Here is a 15,677-nt window from a genome sequence, read left to right as displayed (position 1 = left end):
ATGATGGTTCAGCCCATTCCCGTGCCAGAAGACTCGATCAACGCCACCCCTGCGCTGGATGTGCAAGGGCTGAGCGTGGAGTTCCCGACAAGGCGCGGGGTTCTGAAAGCAATTGACGATGTATCCATGCAAATCGCACCGGGGGAAATCCTTGGGGTGGTGGGCGAAAGCGGGGCAGGTAAGTCCATCACCGGACTGGCGGTGCTGGGTTTGTTAGAGCACCCCGGACGGATTGCGCAGGGCGCGATTCATGTGGGGGGACGCCGCGTTGATACCTTGACCGAGGCCGAACTGACCAAGGTTCGGGGCCGCGAGATGGGAGCGATCTTTCAGGATCCCCTGACCGCGCTAAACCCGCTGTTTACTGTCGGCAAACAACTGGTGGAAACCATCCGCCTGCACACTGGTATGTCCAAAACCGAAGCAGAAGGCAGGGCCCTTGAACTGCTGCGCAGTGTTGGTATCCCCGCACCCGAAGAACGGTTGCGCCAGTATCCCCATCAGTTTTCCGGCGGTATGCGACAGCGTGTTGTGATCGCGCTTGCGCTGGCGGCGGGTCCACGGTTGATCATCGCGGATGAGCCGACCACGGCACTGGATGTATCCATTCAGGCGCAGATCACCGCGCTGCTACGCAAACTGTGCGACGAAACCGGTGTGGGCATTATGCTTGTGACCCACGACATGGGCGTGATCGCTGAGACTGCGGATCGGGTTTGTGTTATGTACTCGGGGCGTGTGGTGGAAAGCGGTCCGGTGGGTGATGTGATCCACAACCCCCAGCACCCCTACACCAAAGGACTGATGGCCGCGATCCCGAGCCTGCATGACCGTGTTGAGGTTCTCTCCCAGATTGACGGTTCCATGCCACGGCTGAATGCGCGGCCTTCCGGCTGTGCCTTCCACCCCCGTTGCCCCCATGCGGGGCCAAAATGCAGTGCGCAAAAGCCGCTGCTTCAGAAAGTCGGCACCACAAGTGCTGCCTGCTGGTTGCAACAAGGAGGAACCCAATGAACGAGCTTCAACAGGAAACCGCCCCCGCCCTTTCGGTCAGCCACGTCAGCAAAGTTTTTGATGTGTCCGCACCTTGGTTGAACCGTGTGCTTGAACGCCGCCCGAAGCTTTTCGTGGAAGCGGTGTCCGATATCTCCTTCACAGTGGAAAAAGGCACCTGCTTTAGCATCGTCGGGGAATCTGGCTGCGGCAAATCTACCGTCGCGCGGCTGGTGACGGGGCTTTACGCCACCTCTAACGGGGACATCAGCTTTGGCACCGGCGCAACGGGCCGACCGATCAAAGTTCAGATGATCTTTCAGGATCCCCATTCAAGCCTGAACCCGCGCTGGCGTGTCGGTGACATCATCGCAGAGCCGATCCGCGAGATGAAGCTGCGCAACAGTGAAGACGAAACACTGGCTCGCGTTCGTGAACTGCTTGAAACAGTCGGTCTTGGCGCTGATGACGCGCTGAAGTACCCGCATGAATTTTCCGGCGGCCAGCGACAGCGGATTTCCATTGCCCGTGCGCTTGCGTCAGAACCGGAACTACTGGTCTGCGACGAACCGACCTCGGCGCTGGATGTATCGGTGCAGGCGCAAATTCTGAACCTGATGCGTCGCTTGCAGGATGAATTGGGCCTGACTTATCTGTTTATCAGTCACGACCTAAGCGTGGTGCGCCACATGTCGACCCATATCGCGGTGATGTATCTGGGCCGGATCGTTGAACAGGCCCCCGTGGAGGAGTTGTTCACCAATCCACAGCATCCCTATTCCAAACTGTTGCTTGCGACGATCCCTGACATCGAAAACCCCAAACGCCGCGTAGAGGCACAGGCCGGTGAACCGCCAAGCCCGTTGAACCCGCCAAGTGGCTGTGCTTTCCATCCTCGCTGTCCGGTTGCCCTGTCAAAATGCAGCCAAAGCGCGCCTGATCTGTGTCCGACGTCCGCGCATGGGAAGGTTGCCTGTTTCGTGGCGCAGGACGCGAACAATACAGCAATGGAAAAAGCCGCTGTTTAGGGGCCATAGTTGTAGAGGCTGGAGAACAGCCCTTTTGTTACAGGGGCGAAATGGTGTAAATAGCGTAGGACCTGTTCTCGTCTGATGTTTGTTGAAAAGATTTCGCCCCGCCATGTGCTCTGCTTCTCGAACCCCCGCTTTTAACGCGCCTGTGGATGTTGTTCCTGCGGGGGCGTTTAGCTTCCCTGTGACCCGCGTCAAAGACACCCGTCGCTTTGGCTTTTTGGTGCTGCCGGAATTCACGCTGCTGGCGTTCAGTTCTGCAGTCGATCCGCTGCGCATTGCAAACCAGCTGGCGCAAAAACCGCTTTACGGCTGGGTCGTTCTGTCTGAAACCGGCGGTGCGGTTTGTTCTTCGTCGGGCGTTGATGTGGGCGCGCACGGGGATCTCGACGGGGTCACGCCGGATATGCATCTCTGGGTGTGTTCTGGCAATCGTGGCACTGAAGTTGCCTCTGCTGCTGTGCTACAGGCGGTGCGCAAGCACGCGCGGTTCGGCGGGAATATGGGCGGCATTTGCACGGGTGCTGCCACACTTGCACGCGCCGGCTTGTTGCACGATCGTCGGTTCACCTTGCACTGGGAAAACCAGCCCGGTTTTGTTGAAACCTTTCCCGAACTGCACCCCACCAGCCGCCGCTTTGAAGCGGATCGCGGCATGTACACCTGCGGCGGTGGTGTGGCTGCGACCGAAATGATGCTTTCGATTATTCAGGACGACTACGGAGAGGCCTTCGCGACTGCCGTGTCTGACATGTGTCTGAGCGGGGGAGACCTGTCACCGGCACGCGAACAACGCAGTTCAATTGCCAAGGCGATCAACTCGCGCGATCCAAAGGTGTTGGCGGTACTTCGGGCGATGCACGACAACATAGAAGACCCGCTGACGCTCGAAGAGCTTGCAGAAAAGGGCGAATTCTCGCGTCGGCAAATGGAGCGGCAGTTCAAGAAGCTGTTCGATGAAACGCCCGCCACTGTCTATCGCAACATGCGGCTGGACCGCGCGCGCACCCTGTTAACGGAGACCAACCTGAACGTCACCGAAATCGCTATGGCGGCTGGGTTCAGCTCTAACGGGTTGTTTACGCGGCATTACAAGGCCCGTTTCAATGAAACCCCCTATGGGCGTCGGGGCAAGATGCGGGATGAAAAATCAGAGCACGGCGCAGATCACGCTTAAAGGATCGGCCCAATGGTGGCGATGATATTGTTCCAGATCCGGCGATGATAAGGCCAGTTTGACACGTGAATTAACGTCACAGGATCGGCGCCGGAGATATAAACCTGCTGGCGCTCAAAAATTTCGCCCGCAAGGGTTTCGTCCTGAAACAGGATGTTGTTTTCAAAGTTCAAATCGAAGCTGCGAATGTCGAGGTTGGAAGAGCCGACCAGCCCCAGTCTGCCGTCTACAGTCAGGGTTTTTGCATGAAGCAGACCGCCCTTGTATTCGAAAATCTCACACCCTGCTTCGAGCAGCTTCAGGTAATAGCTCTTGCTGGCGGCTGCCACGATCTTGCTGTCGTTGCGTTTGGGGAACACCAGCGTTACCCGAACGCCGCGCAGCGCTGCGGTGCACAGCGCATCCAGAACGGTGCCATCCGGTACGAAATAGGGCGTTGAAAGGATGATCTGCTCGTGTGCGCAGGCAATGGCGGTTGAGAATAATTGCGGTGTGGCGCCGCGCCGCTCTACCGGTCCAAAGCCTAGTGCCTGTGCAGGGAACCCGTCCTTAAAAGGTGTCACCGGCTGTACGAGATCGTCAAGTGTTTCGCCCGTCGCCTGCGCCCAGTCACTGACAAACAACAGCTGGTTTTGCGCCACGATCGGACCTTCAAATCGCACCATAATATCGACCCAAGGGGCATATCTGGCTTTGACCAAAAACTCCGGATCGGCGTAGTTGCGGCTGCCGCAATAGGTGATCTGCCCATCAATCACGGTAATCTTGCGGTGGTTTCGCAGATCAAGACGGCTGGTCAGAATGGTGTGGAAAGGCCGGTCAAGCGGCAGCGCCACCGCCAGTTCTACCCCTGCCTCCTTCATCCGCCGCCAAAGTGTTGATTTGATCAACTTGCGCGACCCAAGCCCATCTGCCACCGCGCGACAGGTTACGCCCCGTTTCGTGGCGCGGATCAGTGCCTCTGCCAGATCGGTGCCGGTGTGGTCTTCCAGCCAGATATAGCAAAGCATATGTACATGGTGCTGCGCCCCGTCGATGTCCGCGACCATCCGTTGGAGCGTTTCCGCCCCGTCCGCCATAAGGGCTGCGTGGTTGCCGTTCACCGGATAAAACCCGTTGATCGAAGCGCCGTACCGGAACACGGACCGGTATTGGCGCGCGATGTCGGTGTTCACGTCTTCCTCGCGACCTTTCAGATCACCGGCATGGTCGTAAATGTTGCGCGACACCAACTGGCGTGCTTGCTTGGCCTTTTTACCAAGGTCGATTTCCCCGAACAGAAAATAAACAGCACTGCCTGCGAAAGGCACCACATTAAGCACCACAAACCACGCCAATCGGGCAGGGGGGGACAGGTCGTCCCGCAAAAGAATACGAAGCGTAAAGATTAATACGATTATTCCGTGTAGGCCAAGGAGGATATTTATGTGCACGCGTGTGATACCTCGGCGTCAATTACCACAGGCAAGTGGTCAGAGGCTTTCGCCGCCAGTGCGGAATGATGCACATGGCTCGACACCTGCCGGATATTACCGCGCAGCACAAACCGGTCGAGTGGAGCGGTGGGGCGGGCCGCGTGAAAACTGTTGCCCGGAAGGACCATTTCGGTTTCCTGACCTAAAAGATCACCCGCCGGACCGCCCCGCGCCCAGATGTTAAAATCTCCCGCCATAAGCACAGGATGGTCGGCCCGTTCCATATAGGCCCGCAAGGCCGAAAGCTGTCGCGCGCGTATGCGGCGGGTCAGCCCCAGATGGACGCCGATAACTTCTACACCAGGCTGTGCGAAACGTGCTGCTACGGCGCCGCGCGGTTCTAATGTAGGTAAATGAATGCGGTTGGCCTGTTTCAGATCAAGCGCGTTCTGACGGTAGAAAATAGCGTTGCCGTGCCAGCCGTGGCTGCGCGGTCGGATCGAAAGATCGGCCATGACATACCCGAGATCGTTTTGAAGTTGCGCCGCAGGCAAAACGCCGGAACGCTGTCCGACACGTTTGTCAGACTCCTGCAACACCACCACATCGGCGTCGATTTCGTGCAAGACCCGCACGATACGCTCTGCATCACGCCGCCAATCCAGTCCGACAGCCTTGCGGATGTTATAGCTGGCCACACGCAATTGTGTACGGTTGTTCATCGGCTGGACCATCTGCCCCAAGTCAGTTCTCCCGCGGCCCAAAGCTGGAGCGGGTTATTTTGCTGTTTCAATCTGTTATATAAGAACTGTTTGCTACAAAGCAATTTTTGATCCTTGCTGGCACGGGGCGCCGTGCTCTGGGTATATTCCCGCCTGTTTTGCTTGGGAACGGTATCGGGTGATTGACTATCCGAACCCGAGTGCCTAGCTTTTTGGTATGTTGAACAAAGCTGAACTCTCACGATTTCCTTTACTCAACCGCTCTTAACCCCGGGCGGTGAAAGCGCATGTGCGCTTGCAAGGCTTCCTGGGGTGTTTTCAAACAGCCAGTTGTGAAACAGGGCGCAAGGCGTCCGAGGAGTAAACATGAGCAATATCCGTCGTCCCCTTGAAACCAGCGTTGATACGCATGGCAAAACAACCCAACTGCCCGCCAAAGTGCCCCCGTTTTCCGGCGCAATCAGCGATCAGGAGCATCAGCAACTTCAGCGCCATCTGCGACAGTGTGAAACCGGACGCCGTCCGTCCACCCCGTTGATCACAGCTCTTTTGAAGCGCAAGATTTTCGGGGCGCGCGTGTTGGACACTGTGCAAGTCTGTGACGCGGTCACGGGCGGCAGTGTTGTAAGCTACACGATTGATGGCGGTCCAGAGCGGTCCGGCCTGCTTGTGCATCGTGCCAGACCCGGTGTCGGGGGCGGCGTTATTCCGGTGTCCTCTGTGCTTGGAGCGACGCTGATCGGGATGCGGGCTGGCGAAGAAGCGCCCTTGCTGTGCGAAGATGGCACAACTGCAACCTTATGTGTGTCACACGTCAGCCCTGCTGCCTGACACTCCTCTTTATTCTGTAAAAAACCATGTTCCGGTGTGGCCTGCGCTGCGCCGGTTTTTGTCGACTAAAACTAAATTTAAGATCAAGGAGATCTTCTGATGACCCTATCATCTGCGCCGAGCCGCAAGACACGCACGCCCCGCGCGCCGAAAATTGTTATCAACGCTGACGAGCTTGGCCATATCGAAGCGCTGGCAGAGGGGGCGCTGGATCGCAATCCCGATCTTGCGGATCGCCTGCTCGGAGAGTTGGGGCGCGCGCGGATCGTGAAACCGGCCAAGATGCCGGCCAATGTGGTGTCCATCGGGCGCAAGGTGACATACCGCGATGAAACGACAGGGCAGGTGAAATCAGTCACGCTCGTCTATCCTGAGGATGCGGATATTGATCGGCAGCGGATTTCCGTAATGACGCCAATCGGCGTTGCGCTTTTGGGGCTTGCAGAAGGGGCCAGTTTCTTTTGGGACACGAGAGATGACGAGCGTAAAACCCTGACCGTGATCGAGGTTGCCCAAAGCGCGGAAAATCCGTGATCGACCACCCGAACGCACAGGCGCGGGCGCAGTGGGTGTTTGAGGCCTACGAAAAAGTGCGCCCGCGTTTGCCACAGGTTGCTTTTTCTTGTGTACCCAAAACGGCGGACTCGCTGGAGCAGGTGGCAGAACCCTATGATCTGATCCTGTTCGATGCCTACGGTGTTTTGAACATCGGCGAAACCGCAATTGCGGGTGCGCCAGAGCGGATCGCGTCCCTAAGGGCGGCGGGTAAATCCGTGATGGTGGTCTCAAACTCTGCTGGCTATCCCAAAGCCACGATGATGGAGCGCTATGCCCGTCTGGGGTTCGATTTCACCGAACCAGAGGTCGTCACAAGTCGCGAAGCCTTGTTGCATCATCTGTCAGATTGCGCCCCTCGTCATTGGGGTGTGATGCTTAACCCGGCATATGGGACTGCGGAATTTGAAACCCACCGGATCAGTTTTCTGGCCGATGATCCGGTACTTTACGATCAGGTTGACGGCTTTCTGCTGGTGGGTTCAGACGGTTGGACGGATCACCGCCAGTCCTTGCTGGAAGGCTCAATCGCGCGGAACCAACGGCCTGTGATTGTGGGCAATCCGGATATTGTTGCCCCGCGCGAGGACGGTCTGTCCCGCGAGCCGGGATTTTTCGCCCACGCGCTGGCAGACGCAACAGGGGGCGAACCTGTGTTTCTGGGGAAGCCTTTTGGCAGCGTTTTTGAGCGGGCGCTTGCCCGCCAATCAAAGGCACCCGAGGCGGCGCGTATTTTAATGGTTGGGGACACGCTTCATACGGATATTCTTGGCGGTGGTTTGATTGGCGTGTCTACCGCTTTGGTGACGGGCTTTGGCGCACATTCCGGTGCCGATCCGCAGGCATTGATCGCGCGTTCCGGCATAGTGCCAGATTTCATCATCCCCCACATTTAACGCCCTCCGCGGGTTAGGGGGCTGACAGAATTTCGCGGATGATCTGGATGTCTTTGTTGCGCGACAGGCTTGGCGCATGACCACAGCCAACAAATTCCGTCAGTTGCGGTTTGGGTCCGCTATCGCACATTTGCGCGGCAATCTCTGCGGTCAGCATATCGGATGAAGCCCCGCGTATAACGTGGGTCGGTGCGGTGATCTGTTCCCATCGGTGCCAGCTGTGCAATTCGTCCGCAGAGGCGGAAAACTGGATGGTGATCGCCGGATCATAATGGAGCGTCAGATCTCCGGTTGCGGTGCGGCGCAGGGACGTGCGCGCCATGCGGTGCCAGAATTCATCACTCGCGGGACCGAAAGGATGATAGGCCCCGCGCAACCATTTTTCGCCCGCGCTGTACCCGGCGAAGCGGGGCAGATCGCCCACGTAGGACAGGATACGCTCTATCGAGGCTTTTGGCACTTCGGGTCCGATGTCATTGATCAACAGTTGTTTGATCCGGTCCGCATCCCGTCCCGACGCAAGCCGCATCCCGATCAAACCACCCATCGACGTGCCAAGCCATGACACGTTTTCCAAACCGTAAACGTCCAACAGGTCCGCGCTGATACCAGCATAATATTCGATAGAATATTCTGCTTCGGGGTTGGCAGACCAACTGGACAGCCCCCGCCCGATCATGTCAGGGCACAGCACATAATAACTGTCAGACAGAGCGCAGGCCATTTCGTCAAAGTCCCGCCCAGTGCGCGCCATTGCGTGGGACAGGATCAGTGGTGGATTGGACGGATCGCCCCATTCGGTGACGTGGATTTCGTGGTCCATCACCGGAACAATCGCAAAACGGGGGGTGGTCATCCGCGCACCCCTTTTTGCGTGATGGTCCCGACGATCCCTTTGGGAAAGAAATAGACCAGCAGGATGAAGATGATGCCCAGCCAGAACAGCCAGCGATCCGGGTTCAGCAACTCTGGCAGCAGCGGGATATTAGCAGTGGCATCTGCGGCGACGCCCATCAGGTCCCGCAGGTAGTACTGCGCAATCACCATCAGGACCGCCCCGATAACCGCACCCCACATGGTGCCCATGCCGCCAATCACAACCATCAAAAGGATGTCGATCATAATGGCAAAGGACAGCGCGGTGTCAGGTCCGGTGTATTTCAACCAGACCGCGTAAACCGTTCCGGCAAGGCTGGCAATGGCGGCGGAGAGGCAGAACACAAAGGTGCGGTAGGCGACAACGCGGTAGCCGATCGCCTCGGCACGGGCCTCGTTTTCACGGATCGCTTTCAGCACAGTGCCAAGCGGTGAACCGACCACCCGCAGCATGACAAAGAACAGTATCAGGCAGGTTACAAATACAAAGTAATAGGCAGCGAGCTTGCCGTTCAGTTTCACCCCGAAAATCCGCATCACTTTGCCGTCGTCACCTGTCATCAGTTTAAAGGCAGGTTTGAACAAATCCGGCGCGCGATAGGTGATCCCATCCTCACCGCCCGTGAAATGGGACAGTTGCGAGGCCAGAACCAGCGCGACAGAGGCTGCTGCCAGCGTGATCATCGCAAAGAAGATCGCTTTGACCCGCAGGCTGAGAAGGCCGATCGCGGTTGCCACAACCAGCGAGACCAGCACACCAGCCAGCCCGCCAAGGATCACAGCATCCCACCCCGGCCCCATCTGGCGCAACAGGATCGCCGCACCGTAAGCGCCAAAGCCAAAGAACATGGTGTGGGCGAAACTGACAATTCCGGTGTAGCCGATCAACAGATCATAGCTCGCCACCAGCACGATAAAGACACAGATCCGTGCGGCGACTTCCAATGCCCGCACGTCCTGAAACAGGAACGGCGCGAAACACAGCAGGGCGGCGATCAGCAACACGGTGGACTTGACGGCAATCTCGCCGACATTGGGATTGGAGACAGGAGCGGACATCTATTTCACCGCCGGACGCAGGCCGTTCGGCCGCCACAAAAGGATTATGGTCATCAGGATCATGTTTGAGGCCAACGCCAGTTTAGGCGCAAGAAAGCCGACGTAATTCGCTGTTAGCCCCACCATGATCGCGCCAAGCAAAGTTCCCTCAATCGAACCCAACCCGCCGATGATAACGACAATAAAGACAACGATCATCATCTCGCCGCCAAGGGCAGGGGTGATCAGGGTTTCGTATCCTGCCCACATGGCCCCGCCCACTGCGGCCAGTGCCGAGCCGACCATAAAGACACCGATGAACAGGCGGTCGATGCGAAAACCAAGGGATTCAACCATCTCGCGGTTTTCAACACCTGCGCGCACCAGCAATCCGATGCGCGAACGGTTGAGCACCAGATACAGACCGATAAAGGCCACCAGCCCCAGCGCAAAGGCGAACAGGCGGTAGACTTCAACACTGACGTTGCCAAGGATGATCGCGCCTTCCAGAAAATGCGGGCGCAGCACGGTGATCGGGGTGCCGCCCCAAAGTGCCAGAATGATCTGTTCGGACACGATTAACGCCCCCATTGTGATCAGGATCTGGCGCAAATGGTCGTGATAAACCGGACGGATAATAACGGTTTCAAAAAACCACCCCGCCGCGAGGCCGAATGAAGTCGCTGCAAGCAAGGCGAACACCAACGCCATAGAATTCAGGAACACACTGTCGGCCCCGACCCAACCGCTCAGCGCGGAGAGCACTGTGGCGGCAACGAATGCACCAAAGCTGATAAAGGCGGAATGGCCGAAGTTCAGCACGTCCATCAGCCCGAAAATCAGGCTTAGACCGGAGGCCATCAGGAAGACCATCATCCCCATCGACAGCCCCGCAATCGTCAGCGTCGCCCAAGATGCGGGTGCGCCAATCAGTACAAACGCCCCCAGCGCAAGCCCGACAGGCAGCAGGTAAACCCCGCCAAACCGCCCTAAAATCTGTGATAGGTTTTCCATGATACTCCTTAAGCAGACAGGCTTAGCAGCCGCTCTTGCAATTCAGTGTCAGCGGCAAAATCCGCCATTGTTCCGGCATGGGCCACCAGTCCGTCGTCAATCACCGCCATGTCGCGTCCGATGCTTTTGGCAAAGTGAAAGTTCTGCTCTACCAGCAGGATCGTGGCGTTTTGGGAAATCTCGCGAAAGGCTTCGGCCATCGCCGCGACGATTGACGGGGCAAGCCCCTTGGTCGGTTCGTCAATCAGGATCAACGCGCGGGGTTCGATTATGGCGCGGGCAACGGCGAGCATTTGTTTCTGCCCGCCAGACAGGCTCCACGCTTGTTTGGTCCAGAACTGCTCTAGTGCTGGAAACAGCTCGTATATCCGTTTCAGACGGGCTTGGTCGAACCGCCCCTTGTCGGTGGCAAGGATCAGGTTTTCCTCGACTGTCAGGCCGCCGAAGATGCCCATGTTTTCCGGCACGTAAGCGATGCCTTTGCGGGCAATATCTGCCGTGTGAAGGCCGGTAATATCCGCACCGCGAAAGGTGACAGAACCGGGGGTAGGGGTCCACAGCCCCATGATGGATCGCAGGGTCGTCGTCTTGCCCGCTCCGTTACGCCCCAGCAGCACAAACACGCCGCCTTCAGGAATATCCAGCGTCACACCATGCAGCACGGCATATTGGCCGATGTCGGTTTTCATATTGTTCAGGCTCAGAAGGGTCACGCGGTTTCCTCCGTTGCGGTGCCAAGATAGACGTCCCGCACAATCTGGCTCGACATCACTTCCTCGGGGGCGCCGTCTGCCAACAGTTCGCCGTTGTGTAACACAATGATCCGGTCCGCCAGTTTGCGCACTACATCCATCTTGTGTTCCACCAGCAACACGGTTTTTGTAGGGTCCGCCTTGATCTGGAATATCAGGTCGAGCACATCGGGCGCGTGATCCAGCGACATGCCCGCAGTGGGTTCGTCAAACATGTAAATATCCGGCTCCATCGCCATCAAAAGCGCCACCTCCAGTTTGCGCTGGTCGCCGTGGGGCAGTGCGGCTGCGGTAGTGTGGGCGACACCTGAAAGGCGTGTCGCCTCCAGGTAATGTTCGGCCTTTCGGGTGAGTTCGGTAAAGCTGTCTGCACGGCGCAACAGCCGCCAGCCGTGACCAGAGCGCGCCTGCACCGCAAGGCGGATGTTCTCAAGCACGCTAAGTTGGGGAAACAGATTGGTCAGCTGGAACGCGCGCCCAACACCCTGCCGCGCACGGGCAGAGGGCGACAGGCCAACCAGATTTTGCCCACCTTTCAAAACCTGACCCGAGGTTGCGGTCAACTGGCCGGAGATCAGGTTAAAATAGGTGGTCTTACCCGCCCCGTTCGGCCCGACGATAACCGTCAGTTCACCGGGATGAAAGGCGCAGGACACCTGATTGACGGCGACATGACCCCCAAAACGAATGGTCAGATCCCGCGTGACGAGAGATGGTTCGGACATTTAGAAAAATTCCTGTTGTCTGGACCGGCGCAGCCCATCGCGCGCCGGTCCTTTGGCAATCAGTTGTTGGTGCGGCCAACGGGGATGTTCATCTCCGAAGGTTCGATAATGCGCACCAGATCGGGGATCGCCCAGTCCACGTTCTCATCCACACGGATTTTAAAGTGTACCATGGATTGCAGCGCCTGATGGTCTTCGGGGCGGAATGTCATCTCGCCTTTTGGGGTGTCCCAGGACATGCCTTCCATCGCTTTAATCAGATCTTCGGTATCAAGGCTGTCGGCTGTCTCAATCGCTTTCACAACAGCCAGCGCTGCGGCCATACCACCTGCGGTAAAGAAATCCGGCGGGCCGTCAAAGCGGGCCTGATGTTCCTTAACCAGCCAGTTGTTCACCGGATTGTCGTAAGCCTCGTAGTAGTAATAAACGGCGCCTTCCATGCCCGGAAAGCGTTTGTAGGTGGGCAGAACCGGCAGGATATGCCCGCCCATGGAAATCTCGATGCCATAACGGCTCGGGTCGAGTGCCTGAATCTTGCCCGGCGCATCACCACCACCAGCGATATAAACGAGGATAACCTTGCGGCCTTCTTTATCCTTCAGCGCGTTGAACATGCGTTCGGCAGCGGCGGTGAAATCGGCAGTGCCCTGTGGCACGTATTCTTCGCTCACCACGGTCGCACCCGTACCGTCAAGGGCGGCTTTAAAGGCGGCGATCCCGTCCTGACCAAAGGCGTAATCTTCGGCAATCGTTGCCACAAACAGGTTTTCATCCGGCTTCAGTGCCAGCGCCTGTGCCTGCATATCCATGCTGGAGTTGCGCGAGGTTTTGAAGATGTAACGGTTGCTGTCCGGTCCGGTCAGACTGTCTGCAACTGCGGGTTCCACGATCAGAATTTTTTCGTATTCTTCTGCAATCGGCAGCATCCCTTTAGTCACACCCGAAGATGTGGCGCCAACGGCCAGCAGCACTTCATCGTCGCCATAAGCCTCGGCCAGAACGGCGCGGGCCACGTCAGGCTTGAACTGCGTGTCCTTGATAATCACTTCGATCGGGTGGCCCTTAACGGTGTTGGTCCCGTCGGTGGCATATTCCAGCCCCAGTTCGAAACCGGTCTGGGCCTGTTTGGAAAAAGCTTCAAAACTGCTGCCGGAAAGTCCGTGGATCAGGGCGATTTTGATCGGGTCTTCTGCCCATGCGGCGCTCGCAAAAGTGGCCGCGCCGGCCAGTGCAGCGGCCAGACGTGTGAATGTCTTCATAATATCCTCCCATAACGCGCGCTCCGGTGGTTGCCCATCGCAGACCCGTTGTTTAACTTGAACCTTGAAGGTCCAGCATTGGACCCGTTTGGGCAAGATGGTGGAAATACGTATGTGTTCTGATTTCGGCGACAACTCCTTGGCAGAACTGGCGTTTATCCATGCGCCGGTGGGGCTTGTCGTGACCCAGAACCGTGTTATCCGCGAATGTAACACCGCTTTTGCGCAAATGTTCGGGTATTCGCGGGACGAATTGTGCGACCAGTTGTTTTCGATCCTCTACCCCTCGCAGGAAGAGTTCGTGAACATCCGTGACCGTGGGGTGCAGCAGTTGCGCGCGACCAACAGCTATTGGGATGAACGGATCATGGCGCGTAAAGACGCAACCCTGTTCTGGTGCCGTGTGCGCGGACATACGTTCACGCCGGAAAACCCGCTGGAGCGCGCGGTTTGGAGCTTTGCCGACCTGTCCGCAGTGCGCCCCTATCTGCCACTGACCCGCCGCGAGCGCGAAATCCTGAGCCATCTGTCAGACGGTCTGACCAGCAAGGAAATCGCCCTTAAACTGGATATTTCCTATCGCACGGTCGAAGTCTACCGCGCCAAACTGCTTAAGAAGTTCGGCGTCAGCAACACCGGCGGATTGTTCCATTCCCTTGGCGGAATCGACAGTGAACATGTGGTGTCGGGCAACCGGAACTAACGCTGCCCGCCGTGGGTTATTCCGCCAGTTCGCGCATCACTTTGATCAGATCGGTTTTGCCCTCAAACCCGATGCCAACCAGTTCCGGCATGGTGATATGGCCGTCGATCACCTTAACCCCGTCGGGAAAGCCGCCATAGGGTTGGAACAGATCGGGATAACTCTCGTTCCCGCCCAGCCCCAGACCCGCTGCGATGTTTAGCGACATCTGATGCCCGCCGTGGGGGATACAGCGTTTCGGCGACCAGCCAAACTGTGCAAGCACATCGAGCGTTCGTTCATATTCCACCAAACCATAAGACAGGGCACAGTCAAATTGCAGCCAGTCCCGATCCGGCCGCATTCCGCCATAGCGCAGCAAGTTGCGGGCGTCCTGATGGGAAAACAGGTTTTCCCCTGTGGCCATGGGCGCGGGGTAAAATTCGGACATGGCCGCTTGCAGGGCATAATCCAGCGGATCGCCGATTTCTTCGTACCAGAACAACGGGTAGTCGCGCAGCATCTTGGCATAGGCGATGGCCGTTTCCAGATCAAAGCGCCCGTTTGCATCCACAGCCAGTTGCGCCGCGCTGCCGATTTCATCCAGAACGGCTTCGATCCTGCGCTGATCTTCCGCCAGTGACGCGCCGCCGATTTTCATTTTCACAACCGTATAGCCGCGATCAAGATAACTGCGCATCTCCGCGCGCAGCGCGCTGTCATCCTTGCCGGGATAGTAATACCCGCCCGCCGCATACACAAACACACGGGGGTCCGGTTTGATCCCCTTGCGCTCTGCCAGCAGGTGGAACAGCGGCTTTTCGGCAATCTTCGCAATCGCGTCCCACACCGCCATATCAAGCGTTCCAACCGCCACCGAACGTTCTCCATGCCCGCCCGGTTTTTCGTTCTGCATCATCGCAGCCCAGATTTTATGCCCGTCGAGGTTTTCTCCGCTGTTATCCAACAGAGTTTCAGGATCCGCCGTCAGGATGCGATCTTTGAAGCGTTCGCGGATCAGCCCACCCTGACCATAGCGCCCGTTAGAGTTGAACCCGTATCCCACAACCCGCCGTCCGTCGCGCACCTGATCGGTGACGACAGCCACCAGACTGGCGGTCATTTTGGAGAAGTCGATATAGGCGTTGCGGATCGGGGAAGCGATTGGTTTTGTGACTTCGACTATATCTATAATTCGCATGGGATGTATTCCTATTCTTTGCGATGTCCTGGATCAAGCTGCCCGAGAAGATCCAGAAGTTGTTCGTATTTTTCCAGCCCGAGCCGGTCTTTGAAATCGGCCACGATTTGCACCGCTTCTTCGGTGCGGTCGTCGATAATTTTCTGACCCTCTGGCGTGATCGCGATGATCTGTTTCCGGCGGTCCTGTTCACCACGGGTTTGTGTAATAAGACCCTTGTCGCGCATGGTTGCTGCAATCCGTGTCAAGCTGGGGAACAGCAGGCTGGCGCGGTCCGCCAGCGTGGTGGAGTCCAGCGCACCGAATTCCGAAAGCACCCGCAAGACCCGCCATTGCTGTTCGGTAATTCCAGTATCCGCAAGCATCTCGCGAATGGGTATCATCACACCTTCACGCGCGCGCATCAGGGCAATCGGCAGGGAGCGGGAGGTGGAAGGAATTTTCGAAGTCATCTGTAAACCGAATATAGAATTGTTTACCCATTCTTTACAGTTTTCCGACCCATGGCCA

At 57.4% G+C, this 15,677-nt stretch carries 17 protein-coding genes; 7 read left to right on the top strand and 10 right to left on the bottom strand.

Going from position 1 to position 15,677, the window contains the following annotated elements:
• From IEX10_RS14760 to IEX10_RS14750, 3 genes are all read left to right on the top strand, one after another.
• The gene (locus IEX10_RS14760) at nucleotides 1-1,014 is read left to right on the top strand and encodes an ABC transporter ATP-binding protein (protein WP_229678574.1); all 1,014 of its coding nucleotides are present in this window, start codon (nucleotides 1-3) and stop codon (nucleotides 1,012-1,014) included.
• Nucleotides 1,011-2,021 carry an ABC transporter ATP-binding protein gene (locus IEX10_RS14755; RefSeq protein WP_188676918.1) on the top strand — a complete coding sequence of 337 codons (1,011 nt, stop codon included), beginning with the start codon at nucleotides 1,011-1,013 and terminating at the stop codon, nucleotides 2,019-2,021. The genes IEX10_RS14760 and IEX10_RS14755 overlap by 4 nt, the downstream gene beginning before the upstream one ends.
• A gap of 112 nt (nucleotides 2,022-2,133) precedes the next feature.
• Nucleotides 2,134-3,201, top strand: a complete 1,068-nt coding sequence (locus IEX10_RS14750) for a GlxA family transcriptional regulator (protein WP_188676915.1) — start codon at nucleotides 2,134-2,136, stop codon at nucleotides 3,199-3,201.
• Here the strand turns inward: IEX10_RS14750 and cls are convergent.
• A complete protein-coding gene (cls, locus tag IEX10_RS14745) occupies nucleotides 3,198-4,634 on the bottom strand; it encodes a cardiolipin synthase (protein ID WP_188676912.1) in 1,437 nt (478 codons plus the stop codon). The two genes, IEX10_RS14750 and cls, sit on opposite strands and share 4 nt — an antisense overlap.
• Complete coding sequence (locus tag IEX10_RS14740; RefSeq protein ID WP_229678573.1) at nucleotides 4,625-5,338, bottom strand: endonuclease/exonuclease/phosphatase family protein; 714 nt, start codon at nucleotides 5,336-5,338, stop codon at nucleotides 4,625-4,627. Before IEX10_RS14740 ends, cls begins: the two co-directional genes overlap by 10 nt.
• A gap of 366 nt (nucleotides 5,339-5,704) precedes the next feature.
• On the opposite strand from IEX10_RS14740, the gene IEX10_RS14735 reads away from it, so the two are divergent.
• The 3 genes from IEX10_RS14735 (at nucleotide 5,705) to IEX10_RS14725 (ending at nucleotide 7,620) form a co-directional block, all read left to right on the top strand.
• Entirely contained in the window at nucleotides 5,705-6,169 is a 465-nt protein-coding gene (locus IEX10_RS14735) for a hypothetical protein (protein WP_188676909.1), read from the top strand.
• A 99-nt stretch (nucleotides 6,170-6,268) separates the two neighbouring features.
• The gene (gene rnk, locus IEX10_RS14730) at nucleotides 6,269-6,703 is read left to right on the top strand and encodes a nucleoside diphosphate kinase regulator (protein WP_188676906.1); all 435 of its coding nucleotides are present in this window, start codon (nucleotides 6,269-6,271) and stop codon (nucleotides 6,701-6,703) included.
• On the top strand, nucleotides 6,700-7,620 hold the full coding sequence (locus IEX10_RS14725; protein ID WP_229678572.1) for an HAD-IIA family hydrolase: 921 nt from the start codon (nucleotides 6,700-6,702) through the stop codon (nucleotides 7,618-7,620). The genes rnk and IEX10_RS14725 overlap by 4 nt, the downstream gene beginning before the upstream one ends.
• 13 nt (nucleotides 7,621-7,633) lie before the next feature.
• On the opposite strand, the gene IEX10_RS14720 is transcribed toward IEX10_RS14725, so the two are convergent.
• From IEX10_RS14720 to IEX10_RS14695, 6 genes are read right to left on the bottom strand one after another with little or no spacing between them, the layout of a single operon-like run.
• The gene (locus IEX10_RS14720) at nucleotides 7,634-8,476 is read right to left on the bottom strand and encodes an alpha/beta fold hydrolase (RefSeq protein ID WP_188676904.1); all 843 of its coding nucleotides are present in this window, start codon (nucleotides 8,474-8,476) and stop codon (nucleotides 7,634-7,636) included.
• Nucleotides 8,473-9,555: a branched-chain amino acid ABC transporter permease gene (locus IEX10_RS14715; protein WP_188676901.1), complete on the bottom strand. Its 1,083-nt coding sequence runs from the start codon at nucleotides 9,553-9,555 to the stop codon at nucleotides 8,473-8,475. The genes IEX10_RS14720 and IEX10_RS14715 overlap by 4 nt, the downstream gene beginning before the upstream one ends.
• Nucleotides 9,556-10,548 (bottom strand): branched-chain amino acid ABC transporter permease, encoded by a 993-nt coding sequence (locus IEX10_RS14710; RefSeq protein WP_188676897.1) that lies wholly within the window; start codon nucleotides 10,546-10,548, stop codon nucleotides 9,556-9,558.
• 8 nt (nucleotides 10,549-10,556) lie between these two features.
• Nucleotides 10,557-11,261, bottom strand: a complete 705-nt coding sequence (locus IEX10_RS14705; RefSeq protein WP_188676895.1) for an ABC transporter ATP-binding protein — start codon at nucleotides 11,259-11,261, stop codon at nucleotides 10,557-10,559.
• Nucleotides 11,258-12,025, bottom strand: coding sequence for an ABC transporter ATP-binding protein (locus tag IEX10_RS14700; protein ID WP_188676893.1), 768 nt, complete (start codon nucleotides 12,023-12,025; stop codon nucleotides 11,258-11,260). The genes IEX10_RS14705 and IEX10_RS14700 overlap by 4 nt, the downstream gene beginning before the upstream one ends.
• A 59-nt stretch (nucleotides 12,026-12,084) precedes the next feature.
• Complete coding sequence (locus IEX10_RS14695; protein WP_188676890.1) at nucleotides 12,085-13,284, bottom strand: substrate-binding domain-containing protein; 1,200 nt, start codon at nucleotides 13,282-13,284, stop codon at nucleotides 12,085-12,087.
• A 112-nt stretch (nucleotides 13,285-13,396) separates the two neighbouring features.
• Between IEX10_RS14695 and IEX10_RS14690 the strand changes: the two genes are divergently transcribed.
• Nucleotides 13,397-13,987 (top strand): LuxR C-terminal-related transcriptional regulator, encoded by a 591-nt coding sequence (locus tag IEX10_RS14690; protein WP_229678571.1) that lies wholly within the window; start codon nucleotides 13,397-13,399, stop codon nucleotides 13,985-13,987.
• A 16-nt stretch (nucleotides 13,988-14,003) separates the two neighbouring features.
• Here IEX10_RS14690 and IEX10_RS14685 read toward each other — a convergent pair whose 3' ends face one another.
• On the bottom strand, nucleotides 14,004-15,167 hold the full coding sequence (locus IEX10_RS14685; RefSeq protein WP_188676887.1) for a mandelate racemase/muconate lactonizing enzyme family protein: 1,164 nt from the start codon (nucleotides 15,165-15,167) through the stop codon (nucleotides 14,004-14,006).
• An 11-nt stretch (nucleotides 15,168-15,178) separates the two neighbouring features.
• Nucleotides 15,179-15,619, bottom strand: coding sequence for a homoprotocatechuate degradation operon regulator HpaR (gene hpaR / locus IEX10_RS14680; RefSeq protein WP_188676885.1), 441 nt, complete (start codon nucleotides 15,617-15,619; stop codon nucleotides 15,179-15,181).
• Between the last annotated feature and the right edge of the window lie 58 nt (nucleotides 15,620-15,677).

Origin of the sequence: Neptunicoccus cionae, assembly GCF_014643735.1 — a bacterium.
GTDB classification, from domain to species: domain Bacteria; phylum Pseudomonadota; class Alphaproteobacteria; order Rhodobacterales; family Rhodobacteraceae; genus Amylibacter; species Amylibacter cionae.
This window is presented reverse-complemented; position numbering and strand designations above follow the sequence as displayed.